Origin of the sequence: Halanaerobium sp. DL-01 (genome assembly GCF_003338615.1) — a bacterium.
Taxonomy (GTDB): domain Bacteria; phylum Bacillota; class Halanaerobiia; order Halanaerobiales; family Halanaerobiaceae; genus QPJE01.
This window is the reverse complement of record NZ_QPJN01000013.1, coordinates 32,635-44,842: the sequence shown is the minus strand read 5'-3', so window position 1 is coordinate 44,842 and position 12,208 is coordinate 32,635. Positions and strand designations below refer to the sequence as shown.

Below are 12,208 nucleotides of genomic sequence, written 5' to 3'. Positions count from 1 at the left end.
TTGCGTATACTAAACTATTATCCACTGCTGAGATTAACCTCCATTAATACGATTATTTTCCTTAAATACATGTGCCAGCACTTCAGCCACAGCCTGATAAAGCTCAACTGGAACCTGATCACCAATCTCTGTCATTGAATTTAAAGAGCGGGCCAGCGGCTTGTTCTCCACAATCTCTATTTCAAGTTCTTTTGCTTTTTCCTTAATCTTTTCAGCAACAAAACCTTCACCTTTGGCAGCAACTATCGGTGCATCCATTTCATCAAGATCATACTGAAGAGCTACTGCAATATGGGTTGGATTTGTAATAACAACATCTGCATCTTTTACTGCATTCATCATCCTATTTAAGCTAAACTGCCTCTGCTTTTCTCTTCTTTTCTGGAGGATAACAGGATCTCCCTCCATTTCTTTTCTCTCCTGTTTGACCTCATATTTTGACATTTTGAGATCTTTATTGTGCTGCCATCGCTGATATAATAGGTCAAAAATGCCCAGCAAAACCATGGCAGCAATTATAGTAAATCCCATTTTGCTGATCAGCAATGCTATTTCTGCAAGTGCAAGATTTAGACTCTGATCTAGAGATCTTCTGAAAATAATAATATTATTTTTTAGAAAACTTTGAGCTATAAATGTTATTATTCCCAGTTTTAAAAGTGATTTTAAAAATTCCACAAATCCTCGAAGTGAAAAGATATTTTTTAACCCTTTTATAGGATTCAATTTTTTAATATCTGGCGCAAGATTTTTTGTTGTAAATAGTGGTCCTATCTGTAAAAAGTTTATAAAAAAACCAACTACAGCAGTAACTATAAGCACCGGATAAATAGTTTGAACTGTATAAATCATTGCATCCTGCAGCAGTCTGCCGGCTGTATCCACTGAAAGTGGATCTACAATAAGAGCTGAAAAATATCTTTCAATACCTGCCATTACATTGAACATTATCTCCTGCATAAAAAAGTAAAGAAACAAAAAACTGGCCAGTAGGGTAAATGCCTGACTAATCTCTTTACTTTTAGCAACATTACCTTTTTCCCTTGCCTCACGTTTCCGCTTCGGCGTTGGCTCCTCTGTTTTTTCTCCAGTTCCATTATCAGGCATTTAAATCTCCTCTATTCTGGTGCAAGCAGTTTAAATAAATCACCAATTTCATAAATTATATCCATAATAATTTGACTGTAAAAATGAGTTAAAACACCTAAAAGCAAAAACAGCACTACCAGACCAGCCATTATTTTTACCGGCAGTCCAATAATAAAAAGATTCATCTGTGGTACAGCTCTGGCCAAAAAAGCAAGTATAATATCTATCACGAAAACAGCTCCCACAATTGGAAGAGCCATTTTTACCGCCAGCACAAACATATCTGCACTTCTGCGGAAAAAATACTGCCAGATTTGCTCACCAAAATTTATCCGTCCCGGGGGTATTATTTCAAATGAAGAAAAAAGCTGCCTTATTAAAAATAAATGCCCATTTACTGACAGAAATATAAGTGTTATCAATATATTTTTAAACTGACCAATCACCGGTGAATTGGCCCCTGTAAAAGGGTCAACAACATTTGCGATCCTGAAACCCATCTGCATATCAATAAACTGACCCGCCATCTGTACAGCTGAAAATACTAAAAAAACAGCAAATCCCATAAAAAGTCCAATACTAATTTCACTCATAATATTTATAAGCAGCTGAATAGGTTTTAAGTTAAATTCTATTTGATACATCTGCTGCAGAATTGGATATGTAAAAACCGCCAGAGCTACAGCAAGAATGATTTTAACTCTATTTATTATTACCTGACTGCCAAAGATAGGTGTAATCAGCATCATGCCAATATAGCGGATCATAATCAGTACAAAAAGATATATAGAATTATTGCCTAAAAATTCTGCTCCCATCTATCATCAGCCCCCCACATACAGGGGTATATTCCGCAGCAGTTCCTGCACAAATTCCACAACAGTTCTCATAATCCAGGGTCCAAAAAACCCGATTGCAGCCAGAACTGCAAATATTTTTGGTACAAAAGCAAGTGTCTGCTCCTGAATCTGAGTTGTTGCCTGTATTACAGCAACTATCAGACCGGTAATTAGACCTGCACCAAGAACAGGCAGTATAACTTTTAGCACAATATAAACAGCCTGGCGGCCTATGTCAACCACAAGAGCTTCATTCAAAATACTGCCTCCTTACTAATTAAAAGTCTGTACAAGTGAACCAATTAGTAAATGCCAGCCATCTGCCAGTACAAATAGAAGAATTTTAAAAGGTAAAGATATTATAACAGGTGGAAGCATCATCATTCCCATTGACATCAGAATACTGGCAACTATCATATCTATCATTAAAAATGGTATGTAAATTAAAAAACCTATTTGAAAAGCAATTTTTATTTCATTAACCAGAAAGGCAGGAATAAGAACATAAGTGGGAATATCATCCCGAGTTTCAGGTCTCTCCATTTTCGCCATATCAGTAAAAAGTGCCATTGACCTCTCATCAACCTGATCAAACATAAAATTTCTAACCGGAGTTAATGTGTTTTCATAAGCAGTTTCCAGAGAAATTTCTTCATTGAGATAGGGCTGAAGTGCATCCTGATTTATTCCCTGCCAAACAGGTGCCATAATAAATATAGTTAAGAATATTGCAATCCCAATTAAAACCTGATTTGGCGGCATATTATTTAATGCCAGAGCCCGCTTCAAAATTGAAAACACAATTATTATTCTGGTAAATGAAGTAAATAATATAATAACAGCAGGAGCAAGAGAAAGAACTGTCAGCAGAAGTAGTATTCTCAGTGACAGAACAAGATCATCTGCTTCATTACCACCACTGTTCATTTCAAAACTAAATTCAGGAAGATTAAAATTCTGTGCAATAACTGAACTATTAAAAATAAAAAATAAAAAAACTAAAAACAGAACTAAAGTGAGCCTTTTATTCATCATTATCACGACTTTTTTGTTTTTTTTCGCTGTAATTTGTTCTATTTAAAGCCTGCATAAATTTATCTTTAAAAATATCTTTCTTAAATTTACCAGATTTATTATTATCATCTATTTTATCAAGCTCCAGTTTAATTTCACTTTTTTTCCAGCTTTCAATTTTGGTAGACCCCTGTTTACCGGAAACAATCATAATTATCTTATCAAAACTATCTACCAGATAAATAATTTCACCACTGCCGAGGCGCATAATATCTATCACCTTCATATGTTTGGAGCTGTTTGTAAAATTCAGCCTATCCCTCAGCAGATAATAAAGAAGAAAAATTAATATAATTACAATTCCAAGTGAAAAAATTATTTTTGCTGTTTCCCAGATATAACTCATTTCTGCTCCCTATCCTAAAGCTGTGTAAGGCGTTCAGCAGGACTTATAATATCTTTTACCCTGAAGCCAAAGTTTTCATCAATTACAACCACTTCACCTTTAGCAACCAGCTTTCCATTTACAAGCAAATCCACAGGTTCACCGGCCAGTTTATCGAGTTCAATTATTGAACCATCACCAAGCTCTAAAATTTCCCTTATCTTCATGCTGGTTTTGCCGAGTCTTACCGTTACCTCAAGAGGAACATCTTTAATTAATTCCATATTATTTGGCAGAGGCTGAGATATCTGCTCATCAAATTCCGGAAATTGTGCTGTCTGTACAGCAACAGTTTCTTCTTTTTTAACATTTCTATTTTTGGTCTGTTTTCTCGAAGATGCTGCTGACCTCTGCTGATCAGTAGGAGAGCTTTCTGCAGCTGATGATGTTTCCCCTAATGAATTCTGCAGCTCCCTTTTAGCAGACATATCCACCTCTTCTTTTGCTTCTTCAGCCAGTTTTTCTTCATCAATAGTTTTGTCGATCAGACCTTCACCTTCATGTAAAAGAGAATCAGCCAGTTCCTTTACAAAAGCTAGAGATGATATCTGTTTAAAGGTACTGTCAATAAGATCTCCAACTTTTAGGTTAAAGGAAGTTACCACAACTTCTTCATCTGCCTTAAACCAGTCCTCATCACTTTTTAGTACATCATTAAGTTCTATATATTCTGCTGCCGGTGGAGAAATATTTACAATTTCATCCAGTATATTTGACATAGCGGTAGATGCTGACCCCATCATCTGATTCATCGCTTCACCTACAGCACTTATATATATATCATTGAGTGAATCTTCATCTACACCACTGATTCCATCCCCCCCCATCATGAGGTCTGCAATAATAGCAGCATCTTCAGTATTTATTACAAGAAGATTTACTCCTTCAAGCCCTTTAATATATTTAACCCGGACCAGAACACAGGGGCGGTCATATTCATCTATTACTTCCTGAAATTTAATTACTTTGACTTCAGGAGCTGTAATTTCCACCTTTTTATCCAATAGGGTAGAGAGTGCAGTTGCAGAAGAACCCATAGAAATATTTCCTATTTCTCCTATTACATCTATTTCTTCTGAGGTTAAGATTTCTTCACCATCTTCTTCCTCTTCCTGGCTGTTCATTAGAGCATCTATTTCTTCCTGGGATAAAAAATTCCCATCATTACTCATCATAATCACTCTCCTCTACCGTATTTTCTGCTACACCGAGTATTTTAACTGCTTTATGTCTGTTTTTTGTTCCTGCAGCTGCCCTATATTTTCTAAAATCACCTATTCGCACATCTACATTTTCTTTTACTTTTTTGTCAAGAGTTATTACATCTCCCGGCTGGAGATATAGAAAATCCTCAATTGTAAGCTCTGTTTTGCCCAGTTCAGCATGAATTTCTAAACTGGCATCCTGGAGTCGTTTTTTTAACTGTTCTATATGTTCGGCAGTCTGTTTTTCCCTGGTGCTGGAAAACCAGTACTGTGCATTTAAGTTGGAAACAAGTGGTTCTAACATTATATAAGGAATACAGATATTTATAAGTCCTTCTATATCAGCTATTCGAGCAGATAAAGTAATGATAATTGTCATATCACTATCTGGAACAATCTGTGTAAACTGTGGATTGGATTCTAATTCCAAAAGCCTGGGTTTTAATTCTGCAATATTCTGCCAGGATTCTTTAAAATCTCCCAGTATCCAGGACATAACTTTTTTGATTACCACCTGTTCTATATCTGTAAAAGCTCTTACCTCTGTTATTGCCTTCCCAAAACCTCCAAACAACCGATCGATTATTGCAAACCCTATTTCCGGATTAATTTCAAAAATAAACTGTCCTTTCAAAGGTTCCAAGCTGCAGATACCAATAATAGTTGGTTCTGATAGAGAATGAATAAATTCTGAGTAAGAAAGCTGTTCTATTGAAGCTACATCAAAATTAACCATACTCCTCAGTTTGGTTGACAGTGTGGTAGTGAAATTTCTGGACATATTTTCGTGAATCATCTGCAGTGTGCGCATCTGTTCTTTTGACAGCTTATTAGGTCTTCGAAAGTCGTAACTTTTAACTTCTTTTTCTTCAGACTGTTCTTTTACTTCTTCAACATCCAGATTTCCACTGCTCAGCGCAGAGAGAAGAGAGTCTATTTCATTTTGATTTAATACTTCAGCCATTTTCTTTCCTCCCTACTGAACAACCAGTTCTGTAAACCAGACATTGTGTATCTTACCTGATATTAAAAGCTGATTAATAGAATTTTGAATCATTGATTTAATGGTTTTTGCTTCTGGCTCCTCAATTAGTTTTTTGCTCTGGGCCCTCAATATTGAAATTATTTCATCTCTTATCTGAGGCTTACGCTTATCCAGCTCTTCTACCATATCTTTATCTTCTAATTCAAAAACAATGTTAGCTTTAATAAAGCTCATGTTTGAACTGCCAGATAAATTTACAACAAAATCTCCAACACTATATGTTGGTTTTAAATCTTTGACACTTTTTACTTTCCCGTTTTCTCCTGTATTATTTTCTGAAACTGAGAAAAATGTAAAAAAGGTAAAGCTCATTATTCCAGTAATTATTATCACCAATACTACAATTAGAGCAATCATTTTTATATTCACTTTACCATCATCCATTGGGTCCCCCCTCCCTAATTATTATACTGTTCACTTCCATACTGTGAATTTAATATTACAATCTCTACCCTTCTATTTTTTGCCCGTGCTTCCGGAGTATCTTCATCAACTACAGGCCTGAATTTAGAATAACCTGCTGCAGAAAGTCGAGAAGGGGTAAAGTCATTTTCTTCTATTAAATATTTAATAACATTAACGGCTCGAGCTGTGGAAAGTTCCCAGTTTGATGGATACTGCTGATTATTTATAGGCAGATAGTCAGTATGTCCTTCTATCATGATGTCATTGGGTATTTCTTTGAGATTTTCTGCTATCATTGTTAGAACTTCTCTTCCCTGAGGTTTTAGATCTGCTTTTCCCAGATCATAGAGAATTTCGCCTGTCAGACTTATTACAACACCCTTTCTCTTTCTATCAATATTTACTCTATCATTTAAATTATTTTTATCTATATATTTCTGCATCTGATCCATTACCCGCCCTAAATTCTGTGGAGCATCACCTAAATCTTCACTTATATTTCCTGCAGTAATGTTAGGTTCATCTATTATAGTTTTTCCACCTTCAAGTACCCCAAGCTGATTCTGAAGTGCTGATATAAATCCTTTAAATTTCTGCACATCCAGTGAAGAAAACGAATAAAGAAGCACAAAAAATACCAGCAGTAATGTCATCATATCTCCAAAGGTTGTCATCCATGCCGGAGAACCTCCACCATCCTGATTTTGATTGGAGCTGTTTCTTTTTTTACGCATTGTCAGGTGCCGCCTCATTATTATTTATTCTGGCTTCTACTTCTTCCTTTTCTCCCTCTGATAGGAAGGCATGCAGTTTTTCTTTTACTATTCTTGGATTTTCTCCTGCCTGAATAGACAGTATACCTTCTATTATTACTTCTTTTATCAAAACTTCGTGAGCACTTCTAGTTTCAAGATTTTTGGCAAGCGGGATAAAAATCCAGTTGGCCATCAGTGCACCATAAAGTGTTGTAATAAGGGCAACAGCCATACCGGAACCTAGCTTTGTTGGATCATCCAGCTGACTCAACATCTGGATTAAACCAATCAGTGTACCTATCATTCCAAAAGCAGGGGCCAGCTGTCCCATTGTGGCAAATATACCCTGTCCTTTACCGTGTCTTTCTTCCAGAAAAGTCAATTTTGTTTCCAGAATATTTCGCACAAGCTCTGGATCAGTACCATCCACAACCAGCTGAATTCCTTTTTTTAAAAACTCATCTTCCATCTCATTTGCATCATCTTCTAAAGCAAGCAGACCTTCCCGCCTGGCCTTTTCAGCAAAATTCACCAGATCTTCAATAATGAAATCAGATTTCATTAAATCATTTTGAAGAGATACTTTTACCAGTTCAGGAACTTTTTTTAGATCTTCAAAAGAATAACTTATCAGTGTACCGGCCAGTGTTCCACCTAAAACTACTAATGAGGACTGGACACTGACAAATATAACCGCATTACCCCCCAATAATGCAACAGATGCAAAGACAGCTGCACCACCTATTATTCCAATAATTGTTGCTAGATCCATAACCTATCTCTCCCCTGTTCTTGAAATTCCAGATAGTATCTTTCTCCGGTAAGCTATAACTTTTTCTATAATTTCATCAGATGTTTCTTTGACCAGTATTTTTTTACAGTTGGTTAAAGTAATTACTGTATCAGGTGTTTCCTGAATTTGTTCAATAAGATCGGAATTAAGTGTTACTTCTTCACCATTTGTTTTCTCTACCTTAATCATCTTCCACTTCCTTTATTATCCTGCCAGACCTCAATACTGAAATGAGGTCTGACAGCTTAACTAAAATTACCTTTTTAGATTAACAAGTTCCTGCAGCATTTCATCAGATGTTGTTATCAGTTTTGAACTGGCCTGAAATCCTCTCTGAGCAGTTATCATATTAGTAAACTCCTGTGAAAGGTTAACATTGGACATCTCCAGTGTTGATGGGGCCAGAGACCCCGCGCCACCTTCTGAAGGACTAACCACCTCTGCATCACCAGAGTTAGCTGACTCGCTGAATACACCTTCCTGTCTGATAAGTCCGGCAGGATTCTGAAAATTGGCAAGGGCAATTCTTGCCTGTACCTGTGTCAGTCCATTACTGTAAGAACCAATTATATCTCCAGTCTCAGTAAATGAAAATGATTCTAAAGAACCTTTCGCATTTCCATTTATATTTTCAAAGTTTGCAGACATTTCACCTGCATACTGAGTTATTTTACTGAAATCCAGTTCTACTGTCTGATCTGCATCAGGACCTACTGGATGAAATGTAAAATCGAGTATTCCACCTGATTCAACCTTACCCTCTGGCCCAAATTTTATTTCATGGTAGGGGCCACCAATATCCTGACTGCTGGAACCATCAATTGAAATATCATTTTCATAAATTCTCCAGAGTCTGTTATCCACTTTTTTAAGAGTAAACTCAAGATTGTGTTTGTCTCCCAGACTGTCAAATACATCAACTGAGATACCTCTTTTTGCATTAAGTTTATAATCAAGGGTCAAATTGTTGTCTGCTGGTGCAGTAGAATCTGCAAAGAGTTTTACTGAATTTATACTGTCTCCAGATGCAGGTGTATTTAGGACAACGGTTTCTCCACTTCCATTAATATCAACGGTCAAATTATTAGTAATGAAATCTATAGTATTACCTGAACCATCATCATCTGATACAAATGAAATTATGCTGCCATTACTATCCAGTTCTAACTGTCCAGTCATCTTCTCTGTAAAATTTGCAGTGCCACCAGAAAATGTGGTAGCTGCATTTTCAGCCTTTAAAGTAAAATTCCATGTATTAAATGAATTTTCATCTGGAGTTAATTCAAAAGAAAGAGAATCTTCATAACCTGAAGTAGTTAAGTCAAGTGTTAAATTATCAACCTTTAGTGTATTTTCTGCTGCTGCATCTATATTTTTGCTGTAAGATATTGAATCTGTTGCTTTTGCACCTATCTGGCTGTCAAGAGTAATTGCTTCCATATTATTTTTTCCCATATCTGTAGGTAGTTCCCCCTGATCTGCCTTCCATCCCTGTACAAGCAGTCCTGTGCTGGAAGAATAAAGGTTACCATTTCTATCAAAGTTAAAATTACCTGCTCTGGAAAACACATTTTTTTCTCCATCCTGAAGTATAAAGAATCCATCTCCCTGGATCGCAACATCAGATGATTTTCCAGTCGGCTGTAAGTTTCCAGATGACATATCTGCATCTATACTCCCCAGACCAACTCCCAATCCAACCTGCTGTGGATTTGTACCTGCACGGTTATCCTGTGGTGCAGATGCACCTTTTATTGTCTGATTTAACATCTCTTTAAATGTTACTCTACTGCTTTTAAAACCAATTGTATTTACATTGGAAATATTATTTCCAACCACATCCATCATCTGCTGATGGCTGTTTAACCCTGATACACCAGCATACATCGATCTCAACATATAATTTTCCTCCTTCAGTTTTATCGGAGTCCTGCTGTTTTCGACAGCGGGACAGAGCCTCCTGAAAAAGGTCCAGCTCATTCCGATTACAAATTAATTTCAATATTTTAGCTTTACTCTTTTCTTAGTTTTAACCTTCAACTTTTAATTTTTCTTCTATTTCATAATGACAGCACTATCAATATTTGTAAAAACATTTTCTTTCATGCTCTTTCCATCAACAGCTGTGACAACAGTATTATTTTCAACACTTACAATATAGGCTACATTATTTACCATTATTAGTGAATCTCTTGCACCTTTTGCTTTAGCTTTTTCAATACCGCTTGTCAGCTGATCCAAATCTTTTTCACTAACAGAAATAGAGCGGGAATCCAGCCTTTTTTGCGCATGTTTGGAAAAATTAATTTTATTTTTATCAGCAAGTTTTTCATTTAATAATTCTTTAAAAGATACATTTTTATCATTTTTCTGCTGATTTTTACGATTTATATTTTTATTCTGTTCAAGCGGCCTTATTGGCTGATTTATTTTTAATCTATTATCCATAATCTACACCTCTTCCTCAGAGCCACCTGCTTTACTGATAGCTGTAAGGTGATCCATTCTTATCTCAGAACCATTTTCCAGCACTACCCATATTTGTTCATCTTTAGATTTTACTCCATCCACTGTACCTTTTAATTCAACACCTTCTATCTCTGCAGTTATCTCCTTACCGATCAGATCTGCCTGACCTGCAAGCTGATTAACATTAAACTGCTGTTCTAACATACCGTATATTTTTTCCACCTTTTCTAGAGAGCTAAATTCGGCCATCTGAGAGATAAACTCTTTATCTTCCATCGGATCTAAAGGATCCTGATTTTGAAGCTGTGTGATTAAGATTTTAAAAAATGCATCCTGACCTAAACCATCATTTCCTGCCAGGCTTGCTCTTTCTGTTTCAATCTTATACTGAGAGTTCTGTACGGCTCCTACACCTGCTATATCTGACATTCAATCCCTCCTTTAAGCGAGCAGATTTAGTTTATCACTGGAAAAAGCTGCTCTATTTATCATTTTCAGATGTTTTAATACCACACTGTCACCGGCTGTATTAGATCTGTCATTTCTGCGGTGGACATAATACTGGCCCTGAAAAAACTTCCGCTGTTCATATTCCTGATTTTGGCCAGTTTCTCCATCACCAAAAGCTGTTTCCTGATCACTAAAAGCAAACTCATTCTGCCTTTCAACCTGCTGGGGAGAATTTTTTGCTATTTCCACTTTGAACTGTTCAATATTAATACCCTGTTTTACCAGATCGATTTTGAGCTGTTTTAGACTGTTTTCCAGCTGTGTCCTGACAAGTTCATTTTCCACTATCATTTTCCCCACCAGTTTTTCATTGTCATAGCCTAAACTAATATTAACTTTACCCAGTGAGCGGGGTTCCAGATGAATCTGCATTTCTTTTGTATCTGCAGAATATTCTCCGGTAAATTTTTCGACGATCTGTGTTTTAAGATCAGTATTCTCTGTCTGATTTAAATCTATATTATTTTCCGGCAGTGGAAAATTATCCACTTCTGGAGCTGTGCCTCTTGATTCTAGATCAAAGCTGAAAAAAAGATTATTATTCAGATCAAGAAAGTTCTTATCACTGCCGCTTTCTGTATTTCCTGCTGCAGATATTTTTCCCAGAGAAGAATTACTATCTAACGGAAAAGCCCCTTTTTGATCAGCAGTAAAATTATCTAATTTTATGTTTTTACTGTTTTTCTCATTTTGATCATCAAACAGCTGCTTTAATTGATCTGCCAGTTCTGCCGATACCGAATTGCTTTCAGCTAAACTGTCTGTAGGAGGTATATCTTGAATACTCATAGAATTTAACTTCTGCAGTAAAGGTAATTTACTATCCTCTCTTTTCAGCAGATCCTCCAGATTAGTAGAGTCAATTTTACCTTTATCAGAAAGTGAAATCAATTTATGGATCTTCGATTTCAGAGTTTCAGCATCTAAAATCTCAGCATAATTTTTATCAGAATTATTTAAAACCACCTCTGCAAAACTGTCCAGTTCATTTTTTAGTACAGACTGCTGCTTTTCTGTCAATGTTATCTTATTTTCTTCCAGCAATGACTCTATTTGTTTAAGACCCTTTATATCTAACACTTTATCATCTGAAGAATATTTTTTGTTAAACACACTAGTTTCCTGCATACAAACTGCACTATTTTCCTGCAGTAGAGATTTAATTTCTGATAAATTAGTACTGCTGTTCTCGATTTTAGAAAGCAAATTCTGCAGCACGATTTCCTGCTGTCTGTTCAGACTTCCACCTTGCAGTAAAGAAAAAAGTTCTGAAGCTGTTTTGTCACTATTTTTAGATAGTATCTTTTCCAGTTTATCCAAAAATTCCTGATTATTAATCAGTTTTTGGTTATTCAGTTTTTTATTTTTTTCATTATCAGGTGGGCTTTTCCCACTTCTGTCTGATTTTGCTTTATTAATTCCTTTTATGATATCAGCAAAACTTTTATCAGCATTTTGATAAGTTTTTTTCTTTTTCACTTCAGAAAAAGAACCAGGTTTCTGCTGAATCATATTTATCAGCACATGTTCTGTCATTTGTTCACCTCCTTTCACTGAGTCTTCATTATTATAACGCCAGGTCGACTCACTGAGCTTTTTTTAGTAATCGCATGGTCAGCTCAGTATTAACACATCGAGT

General features: G+C 36.0%; 15 protein-coding genes. All 15 read right to left on the bottom strand.

Annotated elements, in window-relative coordinates:
- Positions 1 to 33: 33 nt before the first annotated feature.
- The 15 genes from flhB to DER71_RS06095 all read right to left on the bottom strand — a co-directional run bounded on the left by flhB (position 34) and on the right by DER71_RS06095 (position 12,105).
- A complete protein-coding gene (gene flhB, locus DER71_RS06165) occupies positions 34 to 1,107 on the bottom strand; it encodes a flagellar biosynthesis protein FlhB (protein WP_114458109.1) in 1,074 nt (357 codons plus the stop codon).
- Between the two features lie 11 nt (positions 1,108 to 1,118).
- Positions 1,119 to 1,907, bottom strand: a complete 789-nt coding sequence (gene fliR, locus DER71_RS06160; protein ID WP_114458110.1) for a flagellar biosynthetic protein FliR — start codon at positions 1,905 to 1,907, stop codon at positions 1,119 to 1,121.
- A gap of 6 nt (positions 1,908 to 1,913) precedes the next feature.
- Positions 1,914 to 2,186, bottom strand: a complete 273-nt coding sequence (gene fliQ / locus DER71_RS06155; RefSeq protein WP_114458111.1) for a flagellar biosynthesis protein FliQ — start codon at positions 2,184 to 2,186, stop codon at positions 1,914 to 1,916.
- Between the two features lie 15 nt (positions 2,187 to 2,201).
- A complete protein-coding gene (gene fliP / locus DER71_RS06150) occupies positions 2,202 to 2,960 on the bottom strand; it encodes a flagellar type III secretion system pore protein FliP (protein ID WP_114458152.1) in 759 nt (252 codons plus the stop codon).
- On the bottom strand, positions 2,953 to 3,348 hold the full coding sequence (locus tag DER71_RS06145) for a flagellar biosynthetic protein FliO (RefSeq protein ID WP_114458112.1): 396 nt from the start codon (positions 3,346 to 3,348) through the stop codon (positions 2,953 to 2,955). Before DER71_RS06145 ends, fliP begins: the two co-directional genes overlap by 8 nt.
- Positions 3,349 to 3,362: 14 nt before the next feature.
- Positions 3,363 to 4,562 (bottom strand): flagellar motor switch phosphatase FliY, encoded by a 1,200-nt coding sequence (gene fliY, locus DER71_RS06140; RefSeq protein ID WP_233487014.1) that lies wholly within the window; start codon positions 4,560 to 4,562, stop codon positions 3,363 to 3,365.
- A complete protein-coding gene (gene fliM / locus DER71_RS06135; RefSeq protein WP_114458113.1) occupies positions 4,552 to 5,556 on the bottom strand; it encodes a flagellar motor switch protein FliM in 1,005 nt (334 codons plus the stop codon). Before fliM ends, fliY begins: the two co-directional genes overlap by 11 nt.
- A 12-nt stretch (positions 5,557 to 5,568) precedes the next feature.
- Positions 5,569 to 6,021, bottom strand: coding sequence for a flagellar basal body-associated protein FliL (fliL, locus tag DER71_RS06130; protein ID WP_114458114.1), 453 nt, complete (start codon positions 6,019 to 6,021; stop codon positions 5,569 to 5,571).
- A 14-nt stretch (positions 6,022 to 6,035) separates the two neighbouring features.
- Positions 6,036 to 6,776, bottom strand: coding sequence for a flagellar motor protein MotB (locus DER71_RS06125; RefSeq protein ID WP_114458115.1), 741 nt, complete (start codon positions 6,774 to 6,776; stop codon positions 6,036 to 6,038).
- A complete protein-coding gene (locus DER71_RS06120) occupies positions 6,769 to 7,569 on the bottom strand; it encodes a motility protein A (RefSeq protein ID WP_114458116.1) in 801 nt (266 codons plus the stop codon). Before DER71_RS06120 ends, DER71_RS06125 begins: the two co-directional genes overlap by 8 nt.
- 3 nt (positions 7,570 to 7,572) lie before the next feature.
- On the bottom strand, positions 7,573 to 7,779 hold the full coding sequence (locus DER71_RS06115) for a flagellar FlbD family protein (protein WP_114458117.1): 207 nt from the start codon (positions 7,777 to 7,779) through the stop codon (positions 7,573 to 7,575).
- Positions 7,780 to 7,845: 66 nt separating this feature from the next.
- Positions 7,846 to 9,489, bottom strand: a complete 1,644-nt coding sequence (locus DER71_RS06110) for a flagellar hook protein FlgE (protein ID WP_158531794.1) — start codon at positions 9,487 to 9,489, stop codon at positions 7,846 to 7,848.
- 156 nt (positions 9,490 to 9,645) lie between these two features.
- Positions 9,646 to 10,038, bottom strand: coding sequence for a TIGR02530 family flagellar biosynthesis protein (locus DER71_RS06105; protein WP_114458119.1), 393 nt, complete (start codon positions 10,036 to 10,038; stop codon positions 9,646 to 9,648).
- A gap of 3 nt (positions 10,039 to 10,041) precedes the next feature.
- Positions 10,042 to 10,488 (bottom strand): flagellar hook capping FlgD N-terminal domain-containing protein, encoded by a 447-nt coding sequence (locus tag DER71_RS06100; protein WP_114458120.1) that lies wholly within the window; start codon positions 10,486 to 10,488, stop codon positions 10,042 to 10,044.
- Positions 10,489 to 10,500: 12 nt separating this feature from the next.
- Positions 10,501 to 12,105: a flagellar hook-length control protein FliK gene (locus tag DER71_RS06095; RefSeq protein ID WP_114458121.1), complete on the bottom strand. Its 1,605-nt coding sequence runs from the start codon at positions 12,103 to 12,105 to the stop codon at positions 10,501 to 10,503.
- Between the last annotated feature and the right edge of the window lie 103 nt (positions 12,106 to 12,208).

Coding starts and splice junctions, on each gene's coding strand:
- flhB (WP_114458109.1), bottom strand. CDS start 1,107: ATGCCTGATAATGGAACTGGAGAAAAAACAGAGGAGCCAACGCCGAAG.
- fliR (WP_114458110.1), bottom strand. CDS start 1,907: ATGGGAGCAGAATTTTTAGGCAATAATTCTATATATCTTTTTGTACTG.
- fliP (WP_114458152.1), bottom strand. CDS start 2,960: ATGAATAAAAGGCTCACTTTAGTTCTGTTTTTAGTTTTTTTATTTTTT.
- DER71_RS06145 (WP_114458112.1), bottom strand. CDS start 3,348: ATGAGTTATATCTGGGAAACAGCAAAAATAATTTTTTCACTTGGAATT.
- fliY (WP_233487014.1), bottom strand. CDS start 4,562: ATGATGAGTAATGATGGGAATTTTTTATCCCAGGAAGAAATAGATGCT.
- fliM (WP_114458113.1), bottom strand. CDS start 5,556: ATGGCTGAAGTATTAAATCAAAATGAAATAGACTCTCTTCTCTCTGCG.
- fliL (WP_114458114.1), bottom strand. CDS start 6,021: ATGGATGATGGTAAAGTGAATATAAAAATGATTGCTCTAATTGTAGTA.
- DER71_RS06125 (WP_114458115.1), bottom strand. CDS start 6,776: ATGCGTAAAAAAAGAAACAGCTCCAATCAAAATCAGGATGGTGGAGGT.
- DER71_RS06120 (WP_114458116.1), bottom strand. CDS start 7,569: ATGGATCTAGCAACAATTATTGGAATAATAGGTGGTGCAGCTGTCTTT.
- DER71_RS06115 (WP_114458117.1), bottom strand. CDS start 7,779: ATGATTAAGGTAGAGAAAACAAATGGTGAAGAAGTAACACTTAATTCC.
- DER71_RS06110 (WP_158531794.1), bottom strand. CDS start 9,489: ATGTTGAGATCGATGTATGCTGGTGTATCAGGGTTAAACAGCCATCAG.
- DER71_RS06105 (WP_114458119.1), bottom strand. CDS start 10,038: ATGGATAATAGATTAAAAATAAATCAGCCAATAAGGCCGCTTGAACAG.
- DER71_RS06100 (WP_114458120.1), bottom strand. CDS start 10,488: ATGTCAGATATAGCAGGTGTAGGAGCCGTACAGAACTCTCAGTATAAG.
- DER71_RS06095 (WP_114458121.1), bottom strand. CDS start 12,105: ATGACAGAACATGTGCTGATAAATATGATTCAGCAGAAACCTGGTTCT.